This is a genomic window from Sphingomonas sp. 28-62-20 (genome assembly GCF_002281505.1).
The window spans coordinates 67,719-87,740 of the sequence record NZ_NCGH01000017.1 but is presented as its reverse complement, the minus strand read 5'-3'; the positions used below and the strand labels follow the sequence as shown (position 1 = coordinate 87,740).

The window sequence follows — 20,022 nt, the reverse complement described above, 5'->3', positions numbered from 1 at the left end:
AGGCCAAGCGGTGCGCCCTGTGCTTCGACTTCGCTCAGCACGAACGGTTCAGATTAAACGCACGCTGCTCTAGTGACGTAAAGCGTCGCTCCCCCGCGATTTCGGCAGCTCCGCTCGATGCCCATGGATCGCTGCCACGCTTTGCTGCGTTAAGGGGCGATGCCTAGGAATGAACATCTCATGACCCCGCCGCTCGTGCCGAACAAAGACCTTTTTTTGGTCAATTTTGCGATCAGCTTGATGGGCTAAGGGGTGGGGCTGTTGGCACTGATGGCGGTGAGAGCGGCGCTCATGCTGCTGGTTCATGCTGTATTGATCATTGGGTTCAGCCTGTATTCGCTGGTTAGGAATCGCGTATGAAGTATCGTTTTTTGGGGCTGACGCTGGCTTGCGTTGCATTGAGTGTTTCTGCCGGTGTGGGTGCGCGGGTCGGTGGTCAGGATGCGCCTGCGTGCGAGAGTGGCGGCCCCGCGATTGAGGCAAAAATTGTCGGCTTGAAGGATCGCTCGGGCCGGATGAAGCTGGAACTTTATCCAGCGACAGAAGCCGATTTCCTCGCGGATGACTCGCTGCTGATCGCCGCTGGCAAGGTTTTTCACCGCGTCTGGGCGCCGGTGCCGCAGGCTGGCCCGGTTACCCTGTGCATCAAGGTGCCCAAGCCAGGCCATTATGCGCTGTTTTTCACGCATGACCGGGATGGGAAGAACAAGTTCAATTTCTGGCGTGATGGCGGCGGCGTACCCAGCAATATTCGGATCGGTGCTGCCAAGCCCAAACTGGCCACCGCGACGATTGAGGTGGGTGATGGCGTCACCGTCACCACCATCAAGGCGCAGTATCTGCGCGGGCTGAGCGGATTGGGGCCGCTGAACAAGGCGGAATAGCGGCCGGGCTTGTTTCTTCCTGTCACATATCGTCCATATGGACGGTGCAAGGGCGGCAAATCGCTCAAAGGGGAGAGACAGCATGGCCATCCGTATCGATCGTCGTTCGTTCATCGTCACCGGCTCGATCGGCCTTGGCGCCTTTGCGATTCCGGGCTTTGCCCAAATGCCCAGTGTCCAGGCGGCGCGGGGTTTTACCCACTCGGTCGCCAGCGGCGAGCCCAGCGCCGATTCGGTGCTGCTCTGGACGCGCTATGTCCCCGTCGATGAAGCGGCGGTGCATCTGCGTGCCGAAATCGCTGAAACCGCCGATTTTGCACGGATCGTCACGGGTGGCGTGCAGATCAGCGGACCCTGGCGCGATTATACCGCCAAGATTACCGTGGCAGGCCTGAAGCCGGGTACGCGCTATTATTTCCGCTTCGTCGCGCCGGATGGCAGCTTTTCCCCCGTTGGTCGCACCAAAACGCTGCCGGCCGGCCTTGCGCCGAGCTTCAAAGCCGCGATTTTTTCGTGCTCTAACCTGCCATTTGGCTATTTTAACGCCTATGCGCATGCGGCGCTGCGGGACGACATCGATCTCGCCATCCACCTTGGTGATTATTATTACGAGTACCAGACCGGCAGCTACCCCGCCGCCAAGGATGCCGTCGCCGGTCGCCAGCCGCTGCCCGCGACCGAGATTATCCACCTGGCCGACTACCGGCTGCGCTATGCCAGCTACCGCAGCGACCCCGACCTGCAGAAGCTCCACAGCCTGGTGCCAATGATCGTCCAGTGGGACGATCATGAATCTACCAATGATAGCTGGGAAGGCGGTGCGCAGAACCATCAGCCCGCAGCCGAAGGCGAGTGGAGCATCCGCCGCGCTGCTGCGATCCAGGCTTACCGCGAATGGATGCCCGTGTCCGACGAGCCGTGGAAGGCCTATGAGATCGGCACGCTCGCCACGCTGTTCCGCACCGAAACGCGTCTGCTTGGCCGCACCAAGCCCAGCGAGCTGGCACCGCTCTTATTCAAGCCCGATCCCGCCAAGGCGCTCGCCGAGTTCCGCGACGGCAGCTGGCAGGACCCGGCGGCGACGATGATGGGATCGCAGCAGGAGGATTGGCTAGCGCACGCGATGCGCGCTTCGGTGAAGGGCGGCACCAAATGGCAGGTGGTCGGCTTCGGGACGATTATGGGCAATACGGAGACCCCGCTTGGCGCGCCAAGCTGGCTCGCGCCCGATGCCGATCCGCGCGCTAAAGCCTATATGAATGCGGGCATTGCCGCGACCAAGGCTGGCCTGCCGTTCAATTTCGATAGCTGGGGCGGCTATCCCGCCGCGCGCAAACGCTTCCTGACATCGGCCCAAAAGATGGGGGCGAACCTGATCGTCATCTCGGGCGACAGCCATAATGCCTGGGCTTATGATTTGGGGCAGGACGGCAAGCCGGCGGGCGTTGAATTCGCTGGCCAGGGGGTCACTTCACCCGGCTTCGAAAGCGCGCTTGGCGTTGATCCCAAGATCGTCGCCAAAGCACTGGTCGAGCAGAATCCCGAACTCAAATGGTGCGACACCAGCCGCCGCGGCTATATGGCGATGACGATCACGCCGACCAAGGTGCGCAACGACTGGATCTTCGTCGACACGATCAAGGCACCGACACCGGCAGCGAGCATTGGCCACAGCGCGACGGTGCTGCGTGGCCGCAACGTTATGGCATAAACGCCGCCCCGGCATGGAGTGTCGAGTCGGATCGTCCCCCGGACGATCCTTGAGCATGCGGGGCATGCTCAACCCGAAACTGGGGACCATTCGGGCTTTCAGCGAAGGGTGGAGGCGGTGTGCGGCAAGCGGTGCGCCTGCGACGGTGCACCGCGATTGCCTGCCTCATACGGCAGCTCCTGCGGCCAGCGAGATTGGGTTCGCGCGGAGGCGCGGAGGACGCGGAGGAGGCTGCGGCAATAGAAGCGCGCAACGCGCATCGCTCAAATGGCGAAGCCGCTGATCCTCGGCGATCTGCAAGCACCCAGCGCCCAAGGGCACAACGCCTCTGCGCCTCCGCGCCTCCGCGCGAACCAATCTTCGCTTCCGCTGACCGCTCCCGGCCCGAGCAGGAATTCAGGCGCGGACCGCCGTCATCAGATAATTGAGCTTCAAATCGTCGCCGACCACGAACCCCTTGGCTGGCGAAAAGCTCAGACCCCGCACATCCGTTACCTTCAGCCCCGCACCCTCGACGATTGCTGTCAGTTCCTCAGGCGTCAGGAACTTGTCCCAATCATGCGTGCCGCGCGGAATTTGGCCCAAGCCCTCGGCAATCGAGATGAGGGCAATGCGTGACATGGCGGTGCGGTTCGGCGTGGAGAGGATCAGCAACCCGTCATCGGCCAGCGCGCCCGCCAGCCCGGCGACGAACGCGGCGGGATCGGTGACATGCTCAATCACCTCCATTGAGGTGACGAGATCAAAACGCTCGCTGCCCAGATTCTCGACACTGCCGCTGCGGTAATCGATGGCCAGGCCCGATTGCGCGGCATGCGCGCGCGCGGCCGCGATGTTTTCAGGCGCAGCATCCAGCCCGACCAGCTTGGCCCCCAGCCGGGCGAGCGGTTCGCAGAGCAACCCCGCGCCGCAGCCGACATCAAGCGCGGTCTTGCCGCTGAGTGGCGAAAAGCTGCGATCATCGAGGCGCCAATGCGTATTTACAGCCGAGCGAATATAGCCGAGCCGTGCCGGATTGAGCCGGTGCAGCATGGCTGATGACCCCTTGGGGTCCCACCAGTCCGCCGCCATCGCGCCGAAATGCGCGGCTTCTTGGGGATTGATCGTCGTTGCGGGTGCGCTTGCTATCGTCATGCGCCCCACTTATCAGGCAGCCCCTCTCAACCCAAGGGATTAGCGCGACCTCCATGGCCCGTATTGTGATGAAGTTCGGCGGCACGTCGATGGCCGGGATCGAGCGGATCCGCAGTGTTGCCGCGCGCGTGAAGCGTGAGGTTGCAGCAGGCAATGAGGTTGCGGTCGTCGTGTCGGCGATGGCGGGGGAGACGGACCGGCTGGTGAATTTCTGCCGTGAAGCCTCTTCGCTTTATGATCCCCGCGAATATGATGTGGTCGTGGCGTCGGGGGAGCAGATCACCAGCGGCCTGCTCGCGATTGCCTTGCAGGCAATCGGCGTGCCCGCGCGCAGCTGGCTCGGTTGGCAATTGCCGATCCAAACCACTAACGCGCATGCGTCGGCGCGGATCGACGAGATTAATGCCGATGCCCTGATCACGGCGATGGCATCGGGTGAAGTGGCGGTGATCCCCGGTTTTCAGGGCGTCGCCGAGGACAATCGCATCTCGACGCTGGGGCGTGGTGGGTCGGACACATCGGCGGTCGCGGTCGCGGCAGCGGTCAAGGCGGATCGTTGCGACATTTATACCGATGTCGATGGCGTCTATACGACTGATCCGCGCATCGTGCCGCGCGCACGCAAGCTCAGCCGCGTGACCTATGAAGAAATGCTCGAGCTGGCGAGCGTCGGCGCGAAAGTGCTGCAGACCCGCTCAGTGGGGCTGGCGATGAAGGAGGGCGTGCGCATTCAGGTGCTCTCCAGTTTTGATGATCCCAATAATTCAGCCACGGCAGATACATTGCCCGGCACAATGATCGTCGGTGACGACGAAATCGGAGACGATATGGAACGCCAGCTCATCACCGGCATCGCGCATGACAAGAACGAAGCCAAGATTACGCTGATCGAGGTACCCGACAAGCCTGGCGCCGTCGCCCGTATTTTCGGCCCGCTCGCTGATATCAACATCAATGTCGACATGATCATCCAGAATATCGCGCATAACAGCGGATCGACCGATGTGACCTTTACCGTGCCGCAGGCCGAACTCGCCCGCGCGCTCGATGCGCTGGCCAAGGCCAAGGAGGATATCGGCTATGCCAGCCTGGTCCATGACAGCAAGGTCGCCAAGATTTCGGTGGTTGGTGTCGGGATGCGCAGCCATGCCGGTGTCGCCTCGGCAATGTTCAAGGCACTCGCCGATCGCGGCATCAACATCCAGGCGATCTCCACCAGCGAGATCAAGGTCAGCGTGCTGATCGAAGAGGATTATACCGAATTGGCGGTGCGCGTGCTGCACACGGCGTACGGGTTGGATGCGGAGGATGTGGTGGAGTGACCGCTACCAGATTTCCACGGTGGGATGGAGCGAGCCCTTTTTTTTGCTATGGGTAGCGTGCATCACCAGCTTCGTTGGCACGAAGCTCTCGCCGCGATATTCCGGCACCACTTCCAGTTTGTCGATCAGTTCGTCCGCCATAAAGCGGCGGAGCGTGCCAATCACCAATTGCCGGGCTTCCGCCGCGTAGGGGGGAATATAGGCGACGTTTTCCGGGATGTCCTCGCCGCCAAGCTCGGCGGGGAAAAGCAGTATCTTCACCAACTTTCCCTCGGCGGCGAGCGCGCGGGCTGCGGCAAGACTGGTCACCTGCGAGTAATCGGGCCTCACGGCACTGGCTCTCCTGGGTGCCTGGGCGATCGAAACGGTCGGCATGGATGCCGCCAGAGCAGCCATCGAAGCCAGTATAGCGATCCGCGACATCCTGGCCGACCTTCCCCGTTCTTCGGAAGTTTATGCTAGTGCCGCACAAAATGCGTTAGGAATCGTCCCCATGACAAGTCCCTCTTCAGTCGGCGCCGAGCGCCTTTCCGCCCGCATGGCGCGTGGCGCGGCGTTCCTTGGCAGCGACACTGCAATCATCTGCGGCGCGATGTCGTGGGTGAGTGAGCGGCATCTCGTCTCCGCCATCTCGAACGCGGGCGGTTTCGGGCTGATCGCGTGTGGGGCGATGTCGCCCGCGCTGCTCGATGCCGAGATCGCCGCGACCAAGACGCTGACGGCCAAGCCCTTTGGCGTGAACCTGATCACGATGCATCCGCAATTATTCGATCTGATTGCCGTCTGCGCCAAACACGGCGTGACGCATGTTGTGCTGGCGGGCGGCCTGCCGCCAGCGGGCGCGCTTGATGCGATCAAGGCGAGCGGGGCCAAGGTGATCTGCTTTGCGCCCGCGCTCAGCCTGGCCAAAAAGCTGATCCGATCGGGTGTCGATGCACTGGTGGTCGAGGGGATGGAGGCCGGTGGCCATATCGGCCCGGTATCGACCAGCGTGCTCGCGCAGGAGATTTTGCCGGAGGTGGCGGAGCAGGTGCCGGTGTTCGTGGCGGGCGGCATCGGCCGTGGCCAGGCGATCGCGGCGTATCTCGATATGGGTGCAGCCGGTGTCCAGCTCGGCACGCGCTTTGCGTGCGCGACCGAGAGCATCGCGCACGCCAATTTCAAAAAGGCGTTCTTCCGGGCTTCAGCCCGCGACGCGATTGCCAGCGTCCAGATCGATCCGCGCTTGCCCGTTATTCCGGTGCGCGCGCTTAAAAATGCCGGGGCGGACCTGTTTACCGCCAAGCAGCGCGAAGTGGCGGCCCTGCTCGATGCCGGTTCGGTCGAAATGGGCGAGGCACAGCTGCAAATCGAACATTATTGGGCAGGTGCGCTGCGCCGCGCGGTGATTGATGGCGATGTCGAACATGGCAGCCTGATGGCCGGGCAATCGGTCGGCATGGTGACCAAGGAAGAGCCGGTTGTGGAGATTATCGCACAATTAATGGACGACGCCGCGCACGCGCTGGAAAAACGGGCAGCCTGACAGCAACCACCCTATTTTTTCGTTTCTGACCAATGCTATACTCTAGCAGATGGAGACAGCGCTTTTCGCCCGCACTGTATATCGGCCGACGACCAATCGGCAGCGTGTGCTGACGATTGCGATGATCATCCTGTTATACGTCATCGCGGGCTATCTGTTCCTTACCCTGCGCGATCGACCGCCCATCCGAATTGATCGTGAACCGCCCACCGTTGTTGAATTGCTGCCGCTGGTTGAACCGCCACAGCCAATACCGCCGCCGACAGTGCCGCCGCCGACAAATGTTAAGGCAGCGCCCAAGCCGGCACCATCGACACCGCGATCATCGCCCGTTCTCGTCGATACGCCCCCGCCCGCACCAGTCCTGGCGCCACCGGCAATGCCGCGCATCGATTATACGCCAGCGCCTGCAGCACTTCCCGCGCCACCGCCGACGGTGGCGGGCGGTACGGTGGTTGGCGATAACGGCACGGGCGCTCAGGGCACTAATGGCGGGGGCTTCGGCAATGGCGGGTCGGGGACGGGCGGTGATGGAGGCGGTGGCCGCGACACGGTGACCAAGGCCGAATGGGCCAGGCAAGCGACCTGGGAGGAAATCTACGCTTTTCACCCGGCGGGCGCTCGGCAGGCCAAAATATCCGGATTTGCCGAGCTGCGCTGCCTCGCAACGCTGAAACGCCGGCTGAAAGCGTGCCAGGTGACCGCCGAGTCGCCGAAGGGCTGGCAATTTGGTCGCGCTGCACGGTCGCTTGCCCCGCAACTGCGTGTTTTGCCGCGCAGGGAAAATGGCGTCGAAGTTGATAATGCTATGGTCTATTTCAAAATCAGATTTGATTTGCCGAAGGAATAGCAGCCTTCGCTGCGGTCGCCAGGCCATTTCAGGCTTGTTCCGCAGCGGCCATTTTGTCGCCCGCCGTGCAGTGTTAGGCAGTGTCCATGGAGGTGATTCTGCGAGAACCCGGCGGCTATGCGGCGATTACGCCGCGCCAGCGGCTGTTCACAATCCTGCTGGTCCTGGCGCTGCATCTTGCGGTGATTGCGCTGCTGATGCTGGTGCCCGCCGCGCGGCGGGTGGTGATCGACAACAGCCCGTTCATCGTCAAATTATTACCGCTTGATGCAGCGGATGCCCCGGCGCCCTCCGCGCCACCGCCGCCCAGCGCCAGCACACCGCCCGCCGCGACCAAGCCAGCCCCGGTTACGCCCGTCCGGCCTGACGCGCCCCCGGTGAAACCCAGCCCGGCGCCGCTGCCCGTGCCGCGCCCAGTCGATCTGCTGCCCGCTGCGCCGCCCGCGCCCACGGTTGGTAGTGGCGATATTGTCATGCGCGGTGGGCGCTCCGTGCAGCCCGGTCTCCAGCCGGCGCGCTGGGTGCGTAAAATCACCGACGATGAATTTTTCCCGCTGATGGACGAGGATCTGTGGCGGGTGCCGATGGATGTGACGTTTCGGCTGCGCTGTCTGGTCGCCGCCGACAACCAGATCGATTGCCGCATTCTGAGCGAATCGCCGACCATTCCGGGGGTCCGCAAGGCCGTGCTGCGGGGCCTGCCGCTGCTCAGGATGCGTCCGCCAATGCGCGACGGGGTGCCGTTGACCGATCAGCCGGTGGAGTTTGAATGGCGGGTTGGCGTCCATAGCCGATTTTCTGCGCTTGGCGGTTGATTGCTGGCTGATGGCTGGTGGGCAAGAATGTTCTTGCTGGCCTGCGAGGATGTTGGCGCGGCTTCGTGCAATCTGATAGCCGGGTGGCATGACCCTGTCTTCCGCCGCTACCTCCGCCCGCGAGATGCTCGTCCGCCTGCACGATGTGATGGCGGCGCGCAGCACGGCGCAGGCCAAGCTCAACAGCGTGGTCAGGATCATCGGTGCGGCGACCAATAGCGAGGTTTGCTCGATTTATCTGCTGCGCGACGGTGTGCTTGAGCTGTTCGCGACTGAAGGACTTGATCAGGCCGCCGTCCACGTCACCAAGATGGCGCTGGGCGAAGGACTGGTCGGGACGATCGCGCAGGAGGTCGAGATGCTCAATCTGGATGAGGCGGCAAGCCATCCCGATTTCGCTTATCGGCCCGAGACTGGCGAGGAAAAATTCCATAGTTTTGCAGGCGTGCCGATCATCCGGCGTGAGCGCGCGGTGGGGGTGCTGTGCGTTCAGCATATCGAACCGCATCGCTACGCCGATGTCGAAGTCGAAGCGCTGCAGACCGTTGCCATGGTGCTGTCTGAGCTGATCGCCAATGCCGATCTGATCGACGCGACGGGGGCCGCGACCACGCGCCCGCAATCGACGGCGGCGATGCGCATTCCCGGGCTCAAGCTGGTTGAAGGCATGGCGCGCGGGGTGGCGGTCTTTCATCAACCGCGCATCACCATTGAACATACCGTCGCTGAAGATGTCGAGGCCGAGCGCCACCGCGTTTACGGCGCGTTTGACAAGATGCGCGAGCAGATTGAACGGATGGCGGCGCAGGCCGAATTCGGCATGGGCGGCGAGCATGACGAAGTGCTCGAGACCTATAAGATGTTCGCCTATGATGAAGGCTGGAGCCGCCGCATCAACGAGGCGATCGACAGTGGCCTGACCGCAGAGGCAGCGATCGAGCGGGTACAGCAGCGCACCCGGATGCGGATGCGCCAAATTGACGATCCTTTGCTTGCCGAGCGGATGCATGATCTTGAGGATCTGTCGAACCGCTTGCTGCGGATCGTCTCCGGCCAGATGGGTACCGCGGCACAAATGGGGCTGCGCGCCGATACTATTCTCGTCGCGCGGAATCTGGGGCCGGCCGAGCTGCTCGAATATGATCGGCGGCGGTTGAAGGGCGTGATTCTGGAGGAAGGATCGCTAACCGCGCATGTCACCATCGTCGCGCGGGCGATGGGTGTGCCGGTGCTGGGGCGCGTCAAGGATGTTCGCCGGCTGATCGGTGAAGGCGACGTGCTGTTGCTCGATGTGACCGACGGTACGGTCTTTGCGCGGCCGTCGCCGCTGATCGAGGAATCGTTTGAAGGCAAGCTGCTGCTCAGCCAGAAGCGGCGCGCCTCTTTTGCAGCGCTGCGCGATGTGCCGCCGACGACGCTTGATGGCAGCCGGATGACGTTGATGGTCAATGCCGGGCTGCGCGACGATGTCGCCGCGCTCGACCTGACAGGGGCTGACGGGATCGGGCTGTTCCGCACGGAATTTCAGTTCCTCGTTTCAGCGACGCTGCCGCAGCGCGAACGCCAGCAACGGCTTTACCGCGACGTGCTGGAGGCGGCGGGTGACCGGCCGGTGATTTTCCGCACCGTCGATATCGGCGGCGACAAGGCGCTGCCCTATTTGAAGGACGATGCCGGCGATGAGGAAAACCCAGCCATGGGGTGGCGCGCGATCCGGCTGGCGCTTGAACGCGACGGGCTGATGAAGGCGCAGGCGCGCGCGCTGATTGAGGCGGCGGCAGGGCGGACACTGAATGTGATGTTCCCGATGGTTTCCGAACCCTGGGAATTTGATGAGGCGCAAGCCCTGTTCGAAGCACAGCGGGCCTGGATCGCGTCGCGCCAGCGCAAATTGCCGACGCTGATCCGCTATGGCGCGATGCTTGAGGTGCCGGCGCTGGCTGAAATGCTCGATGTGCTGCTGCCCCGGCTCGATTTCCTGTCGATCGGGACCAATGACCTGACCCAATTTCTGTTCGCTGCTGATCGCGCCAACCCCAAGCTGGCCGAACGCTATGATTGGCTGAGCCCGGCGATCCTGCGCTTCCTCGCCCGGGTAGTCGCACCGACGCGTGCGGCTGGCGTTGATCTGGGGGTGTGCGGCGAAATGGGCGGGCGGACCCTGGAGGCGATGGCGCTGATCGGACTGGGGATCGAACGACTGTCGATCACCCCGGCGGCGGTTGGCCCGGTCAAGGCGATGATTCGCTCGCTCGATCGCGCGCGGTTAATGGCAGATATGACGCAAATGCTCGCCCGACCGCCGCGCGATATGCGCGCGGCGCTTGCCAGTTGGGCCAGCGACAATAATGTCGAGTTGAGCTGATGCAGGGCCGAGTCGCTCGATCGTGCGTTGACAGTGTTTGGGGGCTTTGGAACATGGCGATCACCAACTATCCCAGGCGGAGAAGAGCATGACCGGATCCGATCTTGGCGAGGAGGCAACGCTTTTCCCCAAAACGCCAGGAGAGCGCCTGCGGGAATATCGCGAATCGCAGGGGCTGACCCTGGCCGAGGTGGCGGCGCGGACACGTGTGCCGCTGCGCCATCTGGAAGCGATCGAACAATCGAATTTTTCGGGTCTGCCGTCGCACACTTATTCGGTGGGCTTTGCCAAGGCCTATGCCCGTGCGATTGGCATGGATGAGGTGCCGATTGCCCGTGACGTCCGCAATCAGGTCGATCAGGTGCATCGTCCGCCCGAATATCAGCCCTATGAAATGCAGGACCCGCGCCGCCAGCCGCCCAAGGGCGTGGCGATGGCCGGGGCAGCCGTTGCGGTACTGGTGCTGATCGCGGTCGGCCTGTGGTATGGAACCACGCTGTTCCGCGGCGATGGCCAGCCGGTCGCGAGCGCCCCCGCGCCAGCACTCACGCCCGAACCAGTTGTCGCTGCGCCAATGCCTGCCGAGGCCCCGGCGGCAGGCCAAGTGGCGTTGACGGCCACCGATGTCGTCTGGCTGCGCGTCTATGACGCTGATGGCAAATCCTTGTTCCAAAAAGAATTGCAGCCCGGCGAGCGTTATGATGTGCCGGTGGATGCCAATCGGCCAATGATCAATGTCGGCCGGCCCGACAAGCTGCAGGTCACGGTCAATGGGTCGGCGGTACCGCCGCTGGGCGATGGCGCGCGGGCGATCAAGGATGTCGAGATCAGTGCCGAAGCCTTGCTGGCGCGCGCCGCAGGTGGCGCTGCCGCCGTCCCAACGACAACGCCGGAAAGTGCCGCGACCACAGCACCGGCAAGGCGCCGCACCCCGGCCCGATCGTCCAATCGGAACCGTGCGGCTGAGCCCGCCGTAGAGACGCCAGCGACGATCCAGCCGCCGCCTGCCGCCGCGCCGGTGAACCCGTCGCCCCCAACCGGGACGGCGCCTGCCCCGTAAGCGGTATCTACAAGGCTGGCGACAAGGCCGTTCTGTCCGCTATACCCCCCGTATCAAGTGGTGCGTGGGGAGTGAAATGCGGACAAAGTTGATCAGAATTGCCTTGCTGGCCGGGCTCTCGCTCAGCTCGACTGCAGCCTTGGCGCAAAGCTCGATTGATGGCCGGGTCGATCGGCTGGAGCGGGAAATGCGCGCGGTGCAGCGCAAGGTGTTTCCAGGCGGTAATGGCCAGTATTTCCCGCCTGATATCAGTCCGCAGCAAGCCAATCCCACGCCAGCGCCAGGCTCGCCTTCGTCTACCCCGGTGGCCGATCTCAACGGGCGGGTCAGCGCGCTCGAAGGGCAATTGGCGACGATGACGGGCCAGATTGAACAAACGCAGTATAAGCTGATGCAGTTTGAAGAGGCGTTTTCCGCCTATCGCCGATCGACTGATGCGCGGTTGAAGGCGTTGGAGGACGGCGCGGCATCGACTGGCGGATCGGCGGGCATCGGCCCGTCTGCCCCGATCGGGTCGGGCGCGAGCGGCACCACCAGCGCTGGCGCGACGACCGCCAAGCCAGCGTCGGTTGCCAAGCCGACGGCGTCTGCCACTATGACGATCAACGACCCCGCGCGGGCGCGATTGGTCGCGGCGGTGGAAAAACCGATGACTGACGATCCCGCTGATGACGGCTATGTCTATGGCTATCGGTTGTGGCAGGCAAAGCTCTACCCAGAGGCGCAGGCAGCGCTGAAGCAGGTCGTCGCCAAATATCCCACGCATCGCCGCGCCAGCTGGTCGCAAAATCTGCTTGGGCGTTCCTATCTTGATGAAGGAAAGCCCTCACTCGCGTCGCTCGCCTTTTATGAAAACTACAAGAAATTCCATGATGGCGAACGCGCGCCCGACAGCCTTTATTTTCTGACGATCGCGCTGAAGAAGCTCGGCAAGCCATCCGCCGATATCTGCCAGGTCTATGACGAGCTGCTCGAGGTATATCCCACCAAGATCACCGCGCAGATGAAGGCTGATGTCGCGCGCGGGCGCACCGAGGAAAAGTGCAAGGCCAACTGATCCGGTGACGGCCAGCCCCGATCCGGCAAGCGTCGCGCGCTTCCGGGTGGATCTGGTCGCAGCGCTTGGCCGGGCGGTGGGCCCGGTCGAGCCTATCGCGCTTGCGGTGTCGGGTGGGCCGGACAGTATGGCGATGCTGGTGCTGGCAGCGGCGGCCTATCCGGGCCAGGTGATCGCCGCGACGGTTGATCACCGCTTACGGCGGGAGTCAGCGGACGAGGCGGCGATGGTGGCCGCGTTTTGCGCGACGATTGGCGTCCCGCACATGACGCTGCAGGTGACCGATCCCTGCGATCCCCGCGACAACCTGCATGATTGGGCCCGGGGGCAGCGTTATGCACTACTGAAGCGCTGGTCGGTCGGTCAGGGCGCGCGCTTGCTGGCGACGGCGCACCACGCTGATGACCAGGCGGAGACATTCCTGATGCGCGCCGCGCGCGGATCGGGCGTGGCGGGGCTAGCGGGGATTCGGGCGCATCAGCGACAGGAAGTGTCCTATCCGGTTGGGGATTCGGGTTGCGTTTTTGACGTTTTCCCGATTGACTTGATCCGCCCATTGCTGGGCTGGCGCGTCGCCGAATTGCGCGCGATTGCGCTGGCGAGCGCGACCCCGTTCGTCGATGATCCCAGCAATGCCGATGATCGGTTTGACCGGACCGCGTTTCGCACCCTGTTACGCGCCACGCCCTTGTTCGATCCACGCCAGATTGCGCGATCGGCGACGCACGCTGCTGAAGCCGATGCCGCACTGCGGGCGATGGAGCGGTGGTTGTGGGATACAAGAAAGGTCGCGCCGACCGGGGTCGACGCCCCTGACGATCAATCCTGGATCGATATGGCGGGCCTGCCGCGTGAATTGAAACGCCGACTTTCGCGGTCGGCCATTGCGGGCGTTCGGGACGTTAACGGCATTACGCGCCCCGATTTTGGCGATGCGACCAACATTGAATCCCTGCTTGATGCACTGGAATCGGGCAAATCAGCCACTCAGGCAGGCATTTTGGTATCTCCAAAGGGCACAATTTGGCGCTTTTCCGAGGCTCCGCCGCGCCGAACACTCTGATCGCCGATACCGGCTAACTGTTCCATTGCCATTCACCTTTTGCAGCCTATCTTGGTGACTCGGAAAGGTAGCACACGACGATGAACGATAATGACCGGCAGCAGGGCCCCGACAATGGCGGGAACGGCAATCCCTGGATGAAGAATCTGATGATCTGGCTGGGCATCTTGGTTGCCCTTGCCCTGTTCGTCACGATGTTCGAAAGTGGCTCTCGGTCGGTCGCTGCCAACGACGCGCTGTCTTATTCGGCGTTCCTGTCGAAGGTGACGGAAGGCTCCGTTCGCGAGGTCAATATCGCTGGCGATGTTGTTACCGGCACGACAACGAGCGGCGACAAGTTCCGCACCTATGCCCCGTCAGACCCGGCGCTGACCAACCGGTTGCTCGAAAAGGGCGTGGTGATCAACGCCCGGCCTGAAGAAGGCCCGTCGATCTGGCAGTATATTCTGGTCAATTCGCTGCCCTTCATCTTGTTCCTGGGCATCGCCTTTTTCGTGCTGCGCCAGATGCAGAAGAATTCCGGCTCTGGCGCGATGGGGTTTGGCAAGTCGCGCGCCCGGATGCTGACGCAAAAGGAAGGCCGCGTGACCTTTGACGATGTCGCCGGCATCGATGAAGCGCGCGAAGAGCTGCAGGAAATCGTCGAGTTCCTGAAGGACCCGACCAAATTTGCGCGGCTCGGTGGCAAGATCCCCAAGGGCGCCTTGCTGATGGGCTCACCCGGCACCGGCAAGACCTTGCTCGCCCGCGCGATCGCAGGCGAAGCGGGCGTGCCGTTCTTCACCATCTCGGGCTCCGATTTCGTCGAGATGTTCGTGGGCGTCGGCGCCAGCCGTGTGCGCGACATGTTCGAACAGGCCAAGAAGTCCGCCCCCTGCATCGTCTTCATCGACGAAATCGACGCGGTCGGCCGGCATCGCGGTGCTGGGCTTGGCAATGGCAATGACGAGCGCGAACAGACGCTCAATCAGTTGCTGGTCGAGATGGATGGTTTTGAGGCCAATGAAGGCATCATCATCATCGCCGCGACCAACCGCCCCGATGTGCTTGACCCTGCGCTGCTGCGGCCGGGCCGCTTCGATCGCCAGGTCGTGGTGCCCCGCCCCGATATCGAAGGCCGGATCAAGATCCTGCAGGTCCATATGAAGAAGGTGCCGCTGGCCCCCGATGTCGAGGCGCGGACGATTGCGCGCGGAACGCCGGGCTTTTCGGGCGCTGATCTGGCCAATCTCGTCAACGAAGCCGCGCTCACGGCTGCCCGAAAGGGCAAGCGTCTGGTCGCGATGGCCGAATTTGAAGAGGCCAAGGACAAGGTGATGATGGGGGCCGAGCGCCGCTCGATGGTGATGACCGATGATGAGAAGCGGATGACCGCCTATCATGAAGCGGGTCATGCGATTGTTGCGCTGCATGAACCTGCGTCCGACCCAATCCACAAGGCCACGATCATCCCGCGCGGTCGTGCATTGGGCATGGTGATGCGGCTGCCGGAACGCGACAGCTATAGCTATCACCGTGACAAGATGTACGCGAACCTGGCCGTGTCGATGGGCGGCCGCGTCGCCGAAGAATTGATCTTTGGCTATGACAAGGTCTCGTCGGGCGCATCGAGCGACATCAGCTATGCATCGGGCCTGGCCCGCGACATGGTGACGCGCTGGGGCATGTCCGATCTGCTCGGCCCGCTTGAATATGCTGAGCCAGAGGGCGAGACCTATCTGGGCTATTCCTCGGCGCGGCCGATGCGGATGTCGAACCAGACGGCGGAGCTGATCGACACCGAGATCAAGCGGATCGTCAATGGCGGGCATGAAAAAGCGACGACGGTGCTGAACGATCATATCGATCAGCTCCATCTGCTCGCCGGCGCGCTGCTGGAATATGAGACGCTGTCGGGCGACGAGATCAAGAAACTGATCGCAGGGGAAGGCATTGGCCGGATGGACGATGGCCCGAAATCGCCGGTCCTGCCGGTTGGCGGCACGTCGATCCCCAAGACGCGGCGGCCCAACGGTCCGTTTGGCAACCCGGCACCGCAAGGCGCCTGACCGAGACAAGAAAAAAGGCCAGTCCGACGCGATCGGGCTGGCCTTTTTCGTGGGCGGACCGTCTGGCAATTGGTCTTTCATTGCCCGTTCAAGATTGTTATGGCACGCGCGATGTCAAAGGAGACGAGCCGATGCGGACGCTTATGATCACGATGGCCGCGCTGGCGATGATCTTTCCCACGCTGGCTCAGGCGATGTCAGTCGCCGAATTCCTCACCAAGACTGATGCGCTGGAAGCAAAGGGTGTATTGGCTCTGGCCTCCCCCGATATCGGCTTGCTGCGTGACGATATCGCTAAAGCGTCAGATGCGTACCGCGCCGGGTTGGCTGCGGAAGTTTCAGCCGGGCGTAAGCCCAGCAGCTGCCCGCCGCCCAAAGGCACGGCCAAGGTGACCAAGGACGATATTGTCGCCGCATTTCGCGCGATTCCGGCGGCCAAGCGCGCCCGGACGAGCACCAAGGCCGCCTTTGCCGCGTTCATGACGAAGCGTTATCCCTGCACGGCCTAAGCCCTTAGGCGATGATGCCGAACACAGTGATGAAGAACAACAGGCCCGAAACCATCGCGAAGAACAGCAGCGCGATGGTGCGCCAGATCGCGCCGAAGCGGGAGATGTCATAGGCGCCGCGCAACTGCTTATACATGTGCAGCGGCGGCCCGAAGGTGAAGATCGTCGCGAGCATGCCGCCGGGCAGGCCGATTGCATTGCCAATGCTCAGCAGCACCGTCCCCATCGTCATCGCCGATAGCGAGTAAATCGCAAAGATCGCATGATCATAGGGGCCGACATCGCGGCGAAAGGCAAAGAGCAGCCAGATGAACGGCAGCGAGATCGGGATCAGCGCCCAGCTATATTTATAGGCGCTTGATTGCAGCTTGTAGAGGTAGAGCTTGGGCTCCTTCAGCATGTGCTGAAGCCGCTCATCCAGCCAGGGCCAGCCGGTATCGATCTCGTCCTTCTTCACATTGACCACGGTACCGGTCGACAGATCATAGGCGGTCTGCAGACCGCCAATATCGTCGTCAACGTCGTCGATTTTGTCGTCGATTTTCTCGGTATCGGCCTTTCGGGTCCTGAGCGCGTCCCGCGTAGCGACCAGCTTGGCCCGCATCGACTTTTGCTCATTTAGCTCCTTGACGAGCTCTGGCGGGGTCAGCTTCGATCCATTGCGGTTCACATTCACATTGTCGCCCCCAAGCGGGCCGCCAATCGATTCAAAGGTTGCGAACATCAGGAATACCGAGAACAGAAACAGTGCGAGCGGCGATACGAACCGCGCCCGCTCGCCCGCGATATAGCGCCGCGTCAGCTCGCCCGGCCGGGTGAACAGCATCGGCAGCGTCGACCAGATCTTGCCCTCAAAATGCCAAACGCCGTGCAGCAGATCATGGCCGATTGAGGCGAGCGTGCGGTGGATGTGCTCGGTCTGCCCGCATTGGTGGCAGAAATCGCCTTTCAGCGCGGTGCCGCAATTCAGGCACAGGCCTGATCCATGCGCGCCATGCGGCGTTTCCCCGGCGTGCGGCTCAAACGCACGGCCGATCAAGCCCCCGGTGGCGAGATCACCCGCCGCTTCGAATCCCCCTTGCATCAGGCAAGGCTATCAAAAGCATCCGCGTCGTGCCACTCAATCTTGTGCAGCGCGACATTGGCGCGCGCCCAAGCCGCTGCTAGGCTGACGGTATGGCGAATATGCGTGTAGATCCCATCGACATCATTGCTGCGCTCGGGGGTAGGGCTCGGGCAGCATCAGCGGTGCTCGCCCGCCTGCCGACGGCGACCAAGGCCAATGGCCTGCGTCAAGCTGCCGCCGCGATCCGGGCGGCGGCCCCAGCAATCGAAGCTGCCAATGCTACCGATATGGTCAATGCCGCCGCTGCAGGTTTGTCGTCGGCGGTGCTCGATCGGCTCCGACTCGATCCGGCGCGGATCGACGCGATGGCAGCGGGCGTGGATGCCGTGGCTGGGCTGCCTGATCCGGTCGGCGAGTTAATCGACGAACGCGAGGCCCCAAGTGGCATCATCCTAAAGCGACTGCGCGTGCCGATTGGCGTGATCGGCATCGTCTATGAAAGCCGCCCCAATGTGACGGCTGATGCCGCTGCACTCTGCGTCATGTCAGGCAACGCAGTGATCCTGCGCGGCGGCAGCGAAGCGGTGGAAAGCAACCGCGCGATCCACGCCGCCTTTGTGGCCGGGCTGTCGGCGGCTGGCTTGCCGGGGGATGCGGTGCTGCGGGTTGAATCGACTGACCGGGCGTTGGTCGGCGCGATGCTGACGGCGGCCGGGTTGATCGACATGATCGTGCCACGCGGCGGCAAGACGCTGGTCGCGCGGGTTCAGGCCGAAGCGCGCGTGCCAGTGCTCGCGCATCTCGACGGGATCAACCATGTCTATGTCGATGCGTCAGCCGACCCGGCGATGGCTGAGGCGATCGTCGTCAACGCCAAGATGCGGCGCACCGGGGTTTGTGGCGCGATGGAGACAGTGCTGATCGATCGCGACTATGCCGGCACCGCATCGTTGATGGCGGCGTTGAGCGACAGCGGCTGCGAAGTCAGGGGCGATCCGGCGATCCGGGCCATCGCGCCGCAGGTCATCGCCGCCAACAGTGATGATTGGGACACGGAATATCTTGACGCGATTGCCTCGGCCGCGCTGGTGGACGGCGTTGAAGGGGCGATGGCGCATATCGCTGCCCATGGATCACACCACACCGACGCGATCGTCGCCAATGACTCAGATGTCGCAGAGCGCTTCCTGAGCGGCGTCGATAGCGCGATCGTGCTGTGGAACGCGTCGACGCAATTTGCCGATGGCAGCGAATTCGGGCTGGGTGCCGAAATCGGTATCGCCACCGGGCGGCTACACGCGCGCGGACCGGTCGCGCTGGAAGGGCTGACGACCTATAAATGGGTGGGCCGAGGGACGGGGCAGGTGCGGGGTTGATGCGCTCTTCGCGCAGGCATAGATTGGAATAATGAAAAACGAAGCCGCCATTACCGCTTCTGTCGACGCCGAAACACTGGCGTTGGTTGATCGTCTGGCTTTGGCGAAGGGGATGACCGGGGCGCAATATGCAGCAGAAGCCATTCGCCGAGTGGCCGAAAGCGACGATGATCTGCATGCTTTCATTCAGGTAGGCATTGATGCAGCTGACCGAGGCGAATTTGTTTCGCACGAAGAGGTGATGGCAGAACTCGATGCAATGATTGCAAAACATGAAGCGCGATGCCGCGAATAATCTGGACGGTGCCGGCGCGTGGCGATCTTCGGAACATAAGCGACTGGTTGGAACGCGAAACAAATCCGGCCTACGCCACCCGAATTTTGGCAACGATTCGAGCCCGATCGAAGTTTCTTGCAGATTTCCCGAGGGGTGGTCGGCCTTACCGCGATCAGACGCGAATTCTCCGTGTGTTAGGCACGCCGTATCTCATTCGTTACCGAATTCAGGAAGGCGTTGTTCAAGTGTTGCGCGTTCACCATGAGCGAGAAGACTGGTTCGTCGAACCTTGACCCGCATCGGCATTCTCGGCGGGTCGTTCAATCCTGCGCATCGCGGGCATCGCGCGATCAGCATGGCGGCGCTCGTTGCGCTTGATCTGGACGAGGTGTGGTGGCTCGTGTCACCCGGCAATCCCTTGAAGGATCACGCCAGCGACATGGCGCCCTTTGCGGCGCGCTATGCATCGGCGGTAAAGATGGCACGCCATGCCCCCATCAAGGTCAGCAATGTCGAGCAGCGACTCGGCACGCGCTACACCGTCGATACGCTCCACAAGCTGACCGCGCTTTATCCCAAGAAAAAGTTCATCTGGCTGATGGGCGGCGACAATCTTGCCCAGTTTCACCAGTGGCGCAGCTGGCGCGAAATCGCCAAGCAGGTTCCGATTGCGGTAATCGCCCGACCCGGCTATAAACAGGCTGCCCGCGCGGCCCCCGCGATGGGTTGGTTGCGGCGGTTCGTCCACCCCGCATATCAGGCATCTAGCTGGACGAGGTGGAGATTGCCGGCACTCGTGCTGTTGCGCTTTCGCCCTGATGAGACGTCGGCGACCCGGCTCAGAAAGGCCGATCCCGCCTGGCAGCGTCATTTTCTGCCGACCCATCCTGTTGTCCCTGAAACGTCAATTACCCCACCCCCATCCGGTGACGCGTCTGACGCGCCGCCATCTTAGGAGCT

19 protein-coding genes are annotated in these 20,022 nt (G+C 62.7%); 16 read left to right on the top strand and 3 right to left on the bottom strand.

Translation table 11 applies throughout. The features are described 5' to 3' along the window. Positions 1–356 precede the first annotated feature (356 nt). Both B7Y43_RS14340 and B7Y43_RS14335 read left to right on the top strand, forming a co-directional pair. A complete protein-coding gene (locus B7Y43_RS14340) occupies positions 357–884 on the top strand; it encodes a DUF2141 domain-containing protein (protein WP_374132349.1) in 528 nt (175 codons plus the stop codon). Between the two features lie 82 nt (positions 885–966). Continuing rightward, positions 967–2,595, top strand: a complete 1,629-nt coding sequence (locus B7Y43_RS14335) for an alkaline phosphatase (RefSeq protein WP_374132348.1) — start codon at positions 967–969, stop codon at positions 2,593–2,595. A gap of 396 nt (positions 2,596–2,991) precedes the next feature. Here B7Y43_RS14335 and ubiG read toward each other — a convergent pair whose 3' ends face one another. Then, complete coding sequence (gene ubiG, locus B7Y43_RS14330; protein ID WP_374132347.1) at positions 2,992–3,729, bottom strand: bifunctional 2-polyprenyl-6-hydroxyphenol methylase/3-demethylubiquinol 3-O-methyltransferase UbiG; 738 nt, start codon at positions 3,727–3,729, stop codon at positions 2,992–2,994. A gap of 53 nt (positions 3,730–3,782) precedes the next feature. On the opposite strand from ubiG, the gene B7Y43_RS14325 reads away from it, so the two are divergent. Then, positions 3,783–5,051 (top strand): aspartate kinase, encoded by a 1,269-nt coding sequence (locus B7Y43_RS14325; RefSeq protein ID WP_374132346.1) that lies wholly within the window; start codon positions 3,783–3,785, stop codon positions 5,049–5,051. Positions 5,052–5,054: 3 nt separating this feature from the next. On the opposite strand, the gene B7Y43_RS14320 is transcribed toward B7Y43_RS14325, so the two are convergent. Continuing rightward, positions 5,055–5,426 carry a hypothetical protein gene (locus tag B7Y43_RS14320; RefSeq protein WP_374132345.1) on the bottom strand — a complete coding sequence of 124 codons (372 nt, stop codon included), beginning with the start codon at positions 5,424–5,426 and terminating at the stop codon, positions 5,055–5,057. 118 nt (positions 5,427–5,544) lie between these two features. Between B7Y43_RS14320 and B7Y43_RS14315 the strand changes: the two genes are divergently transcribed. The 9 genes from B7Y43_RS14315 to B7Y43_RS14275 all read left to right on the top strand — a co-directional run bounded on the left by B7Y43_RS14315 (position 5,545) and on the right by B7Y43_RS14275 (position 16,343). After that, positions 5,545–6,576 carry an NAD(P)H-dependent flavin oxidoreductase gene (locus B7Y43_RS14315; RefSeq protein ID WP_374132344.1) on the top strand — a complete coding sequence of 344 codons (1,032 nt, stop codon included), beginning with the start codon at positions 5,545–5,547 and terminating at the stop codon, positions 6,574–6,576. A gap of 49 nt (positions 6,577–6,625) precedes the next feature. Continuing rightward, positions 6,626–7,426: a hypothetical protein gene (locus B7Y43_RS14310; protein ID WP_374132343.1), complete on the top strand. Its 801-nt coding sequence runs from the start codon at positions 6,626–6,628 to the stop codon at positions 7,424–7,426. Between the two features lie 86 nt (positions 7,427–7,512). Continuing rightward, positions 7,513–8,241 carry a hypothetical protein gene (locus tag B7Y43_RS14305; protein ID WP_374132342.1) on the top strand — a complete coding sequence of 243 codons (729 nt, stop codon included), beginning with the start codon at positions 7,513–7,515 and terminating at the stop codon, positions 8,239–8,241. Between the two features lie 88 nt (positions 8,242–8,329). Further along, a complete protein-coding gene (gene ptsP, locus B7Y43_RS14300) occupies positions 8,330–10,606 on the top strand; it encodes a phosphoenolpyruvate--protein phosphotransferase (RefSeq protein ID WP_374132341.1) in 2,277 nt (758 codons plus the stop codon). Between the two features lie 88 nt (positions 10,607–10,694). Then, a complete protein-coding gene (locus B7Y43_RS14295) occupies positions 10,695–11,666 on the top strand; it encodes a helix-turn-helix domain-containing protein (RefSeq protein WP_374132340.1) in 972 nt (323 codons plus the stop codon). Positions 11,667–11,742: 76 nt separating this feature from the next. Further along, a complete protein-coding gene (locus B7Y43_RS14290; protein ID WP_374132339.1) occupies positions 11,743–12,723 on the top strand; it encodes a hypothetical protein in 981 nt (326 codons plus the stop codon). A 4-nt stretch (positions 12,724–12,727) separates the two neighbouring features. Next, positions 12,728–13,786 carry a tRNA lysidine(34) synthetase TilS gene (tilS, locus tag B7Y43_RS14285; protein WP_374132338.1) on the top strand — a complete coding sequence of 353 codons (1,059 nt, stop codon included), beginning with the start codon at positions 12,728–12,730 and terminating at the stop codon, positions 13,784–13,786. An 80-nt stretch (positions 13,787–13,866) separates the two neighbouring features. Next, positions 13,867–15,834, top strand: coding sequence for an ATP-dependent metallopeptidase FtsH/Yme1/Tma family protein (gene ftsH / locus B7Y43_RS14280; protein ID WP_374132337.1), 1,968 nt, complete (start codon positions 13,867–13,869; stop codon positions 15,832–15,834). A 131-nt stretch (positions 15,835–15,965) separates the two neighbouring features. Further along, positions 15,966–16,343 (top strand): hypothetical protein, encoded by a 378-nt coding sequence (locus B7Y43_RS14275; RefSeq protein WP_374132336.1) that lies wholly within the window; start codon positions 15,966–15,968, stop codon positions 16,341–16,343. A gap of 4 nt (positions 16,344–16,347) precedes the next feature. On the opposite strand, the gene B7Y43_RS14270 is transcribed toward B7Y43_RS14275, so the two are convergent. After that, positions 16,348–17,427, bottom strand: a complete 1,080-nt coding sequence (locus tag B7Y43_RS14270) for a DUF3667 domain-containing protein (RefSeq protein ID WP_374132335.1) — start codon at positions 17,425–17,427, stop codon at positions 16,348–16,350. A 92-nt stretch (positions 17,428–17,519) separates the two neighbouring features. Between B7Y43_RS14270 and B7Y43_RS14265 the strand changes: the two genes are divergently transcribed. From B7Y43_RS14265 to B7Y43_RS14250, 4 genes are read left to right on the top strand one after another with little or no spacing between them, the layout of a single operon-like run. After that, positions 17,520–18,785, top strand: coding sequence for a glutamate-5-semialdehyde dehydrogenase (locus B7Y43_RS14265; RefSeq protein ID WP_374132334.1), 1,266 nt, complete (start codon positions 17,520–17,522; stop codon positions 18,783–18,785). Positions 18,786–18,816: 31 nt separating this feature from the next. Beyond that, on the top strand, positions 18,817–19,080 hold the full coding sequence (locus tag B7Y43_RS14260; protein ID WP_374132333.1) for a CopG family ribbon-helix-helix protein: 264 nt from the start codon (positions 18,817–18,819) through the stop codon (positions 19,078–19,080). After that, positions 19,068–19,355 carry a type II toxin-antitoxin system RelE/ParE family toxin gene (locus B7Y43_RS14255; RefSeq protein WP_374132332.1) on the top strand — a complete coding sequence of 96 codons (288 nt, stop codon included), beginning with the start codon at positions 19,068–19,070 and terminating at the stop codon, positions 19,353–19,355. Before B7Y43_RS14260 ends, B7Y43_RS14255 begins: the two co-directional genes overlap by 13 nt. Continuing rightward, entirely contained in the window at positions 19,352–20,017 is a 666-nt protein-coding gene (locus B7Y43_RS14250; protein ID WP_374132331.1) for a nicotinate-nucleotide adenylyltransferase, read from the top strand. Before B7Y43_RS14255 ends, B7Y43_RS14250 begins: the two co-directional genes overlap by 4 nt. The last annotated feature ends 5 nt before the right edge of the window (positions 20,018–20,022 follow it).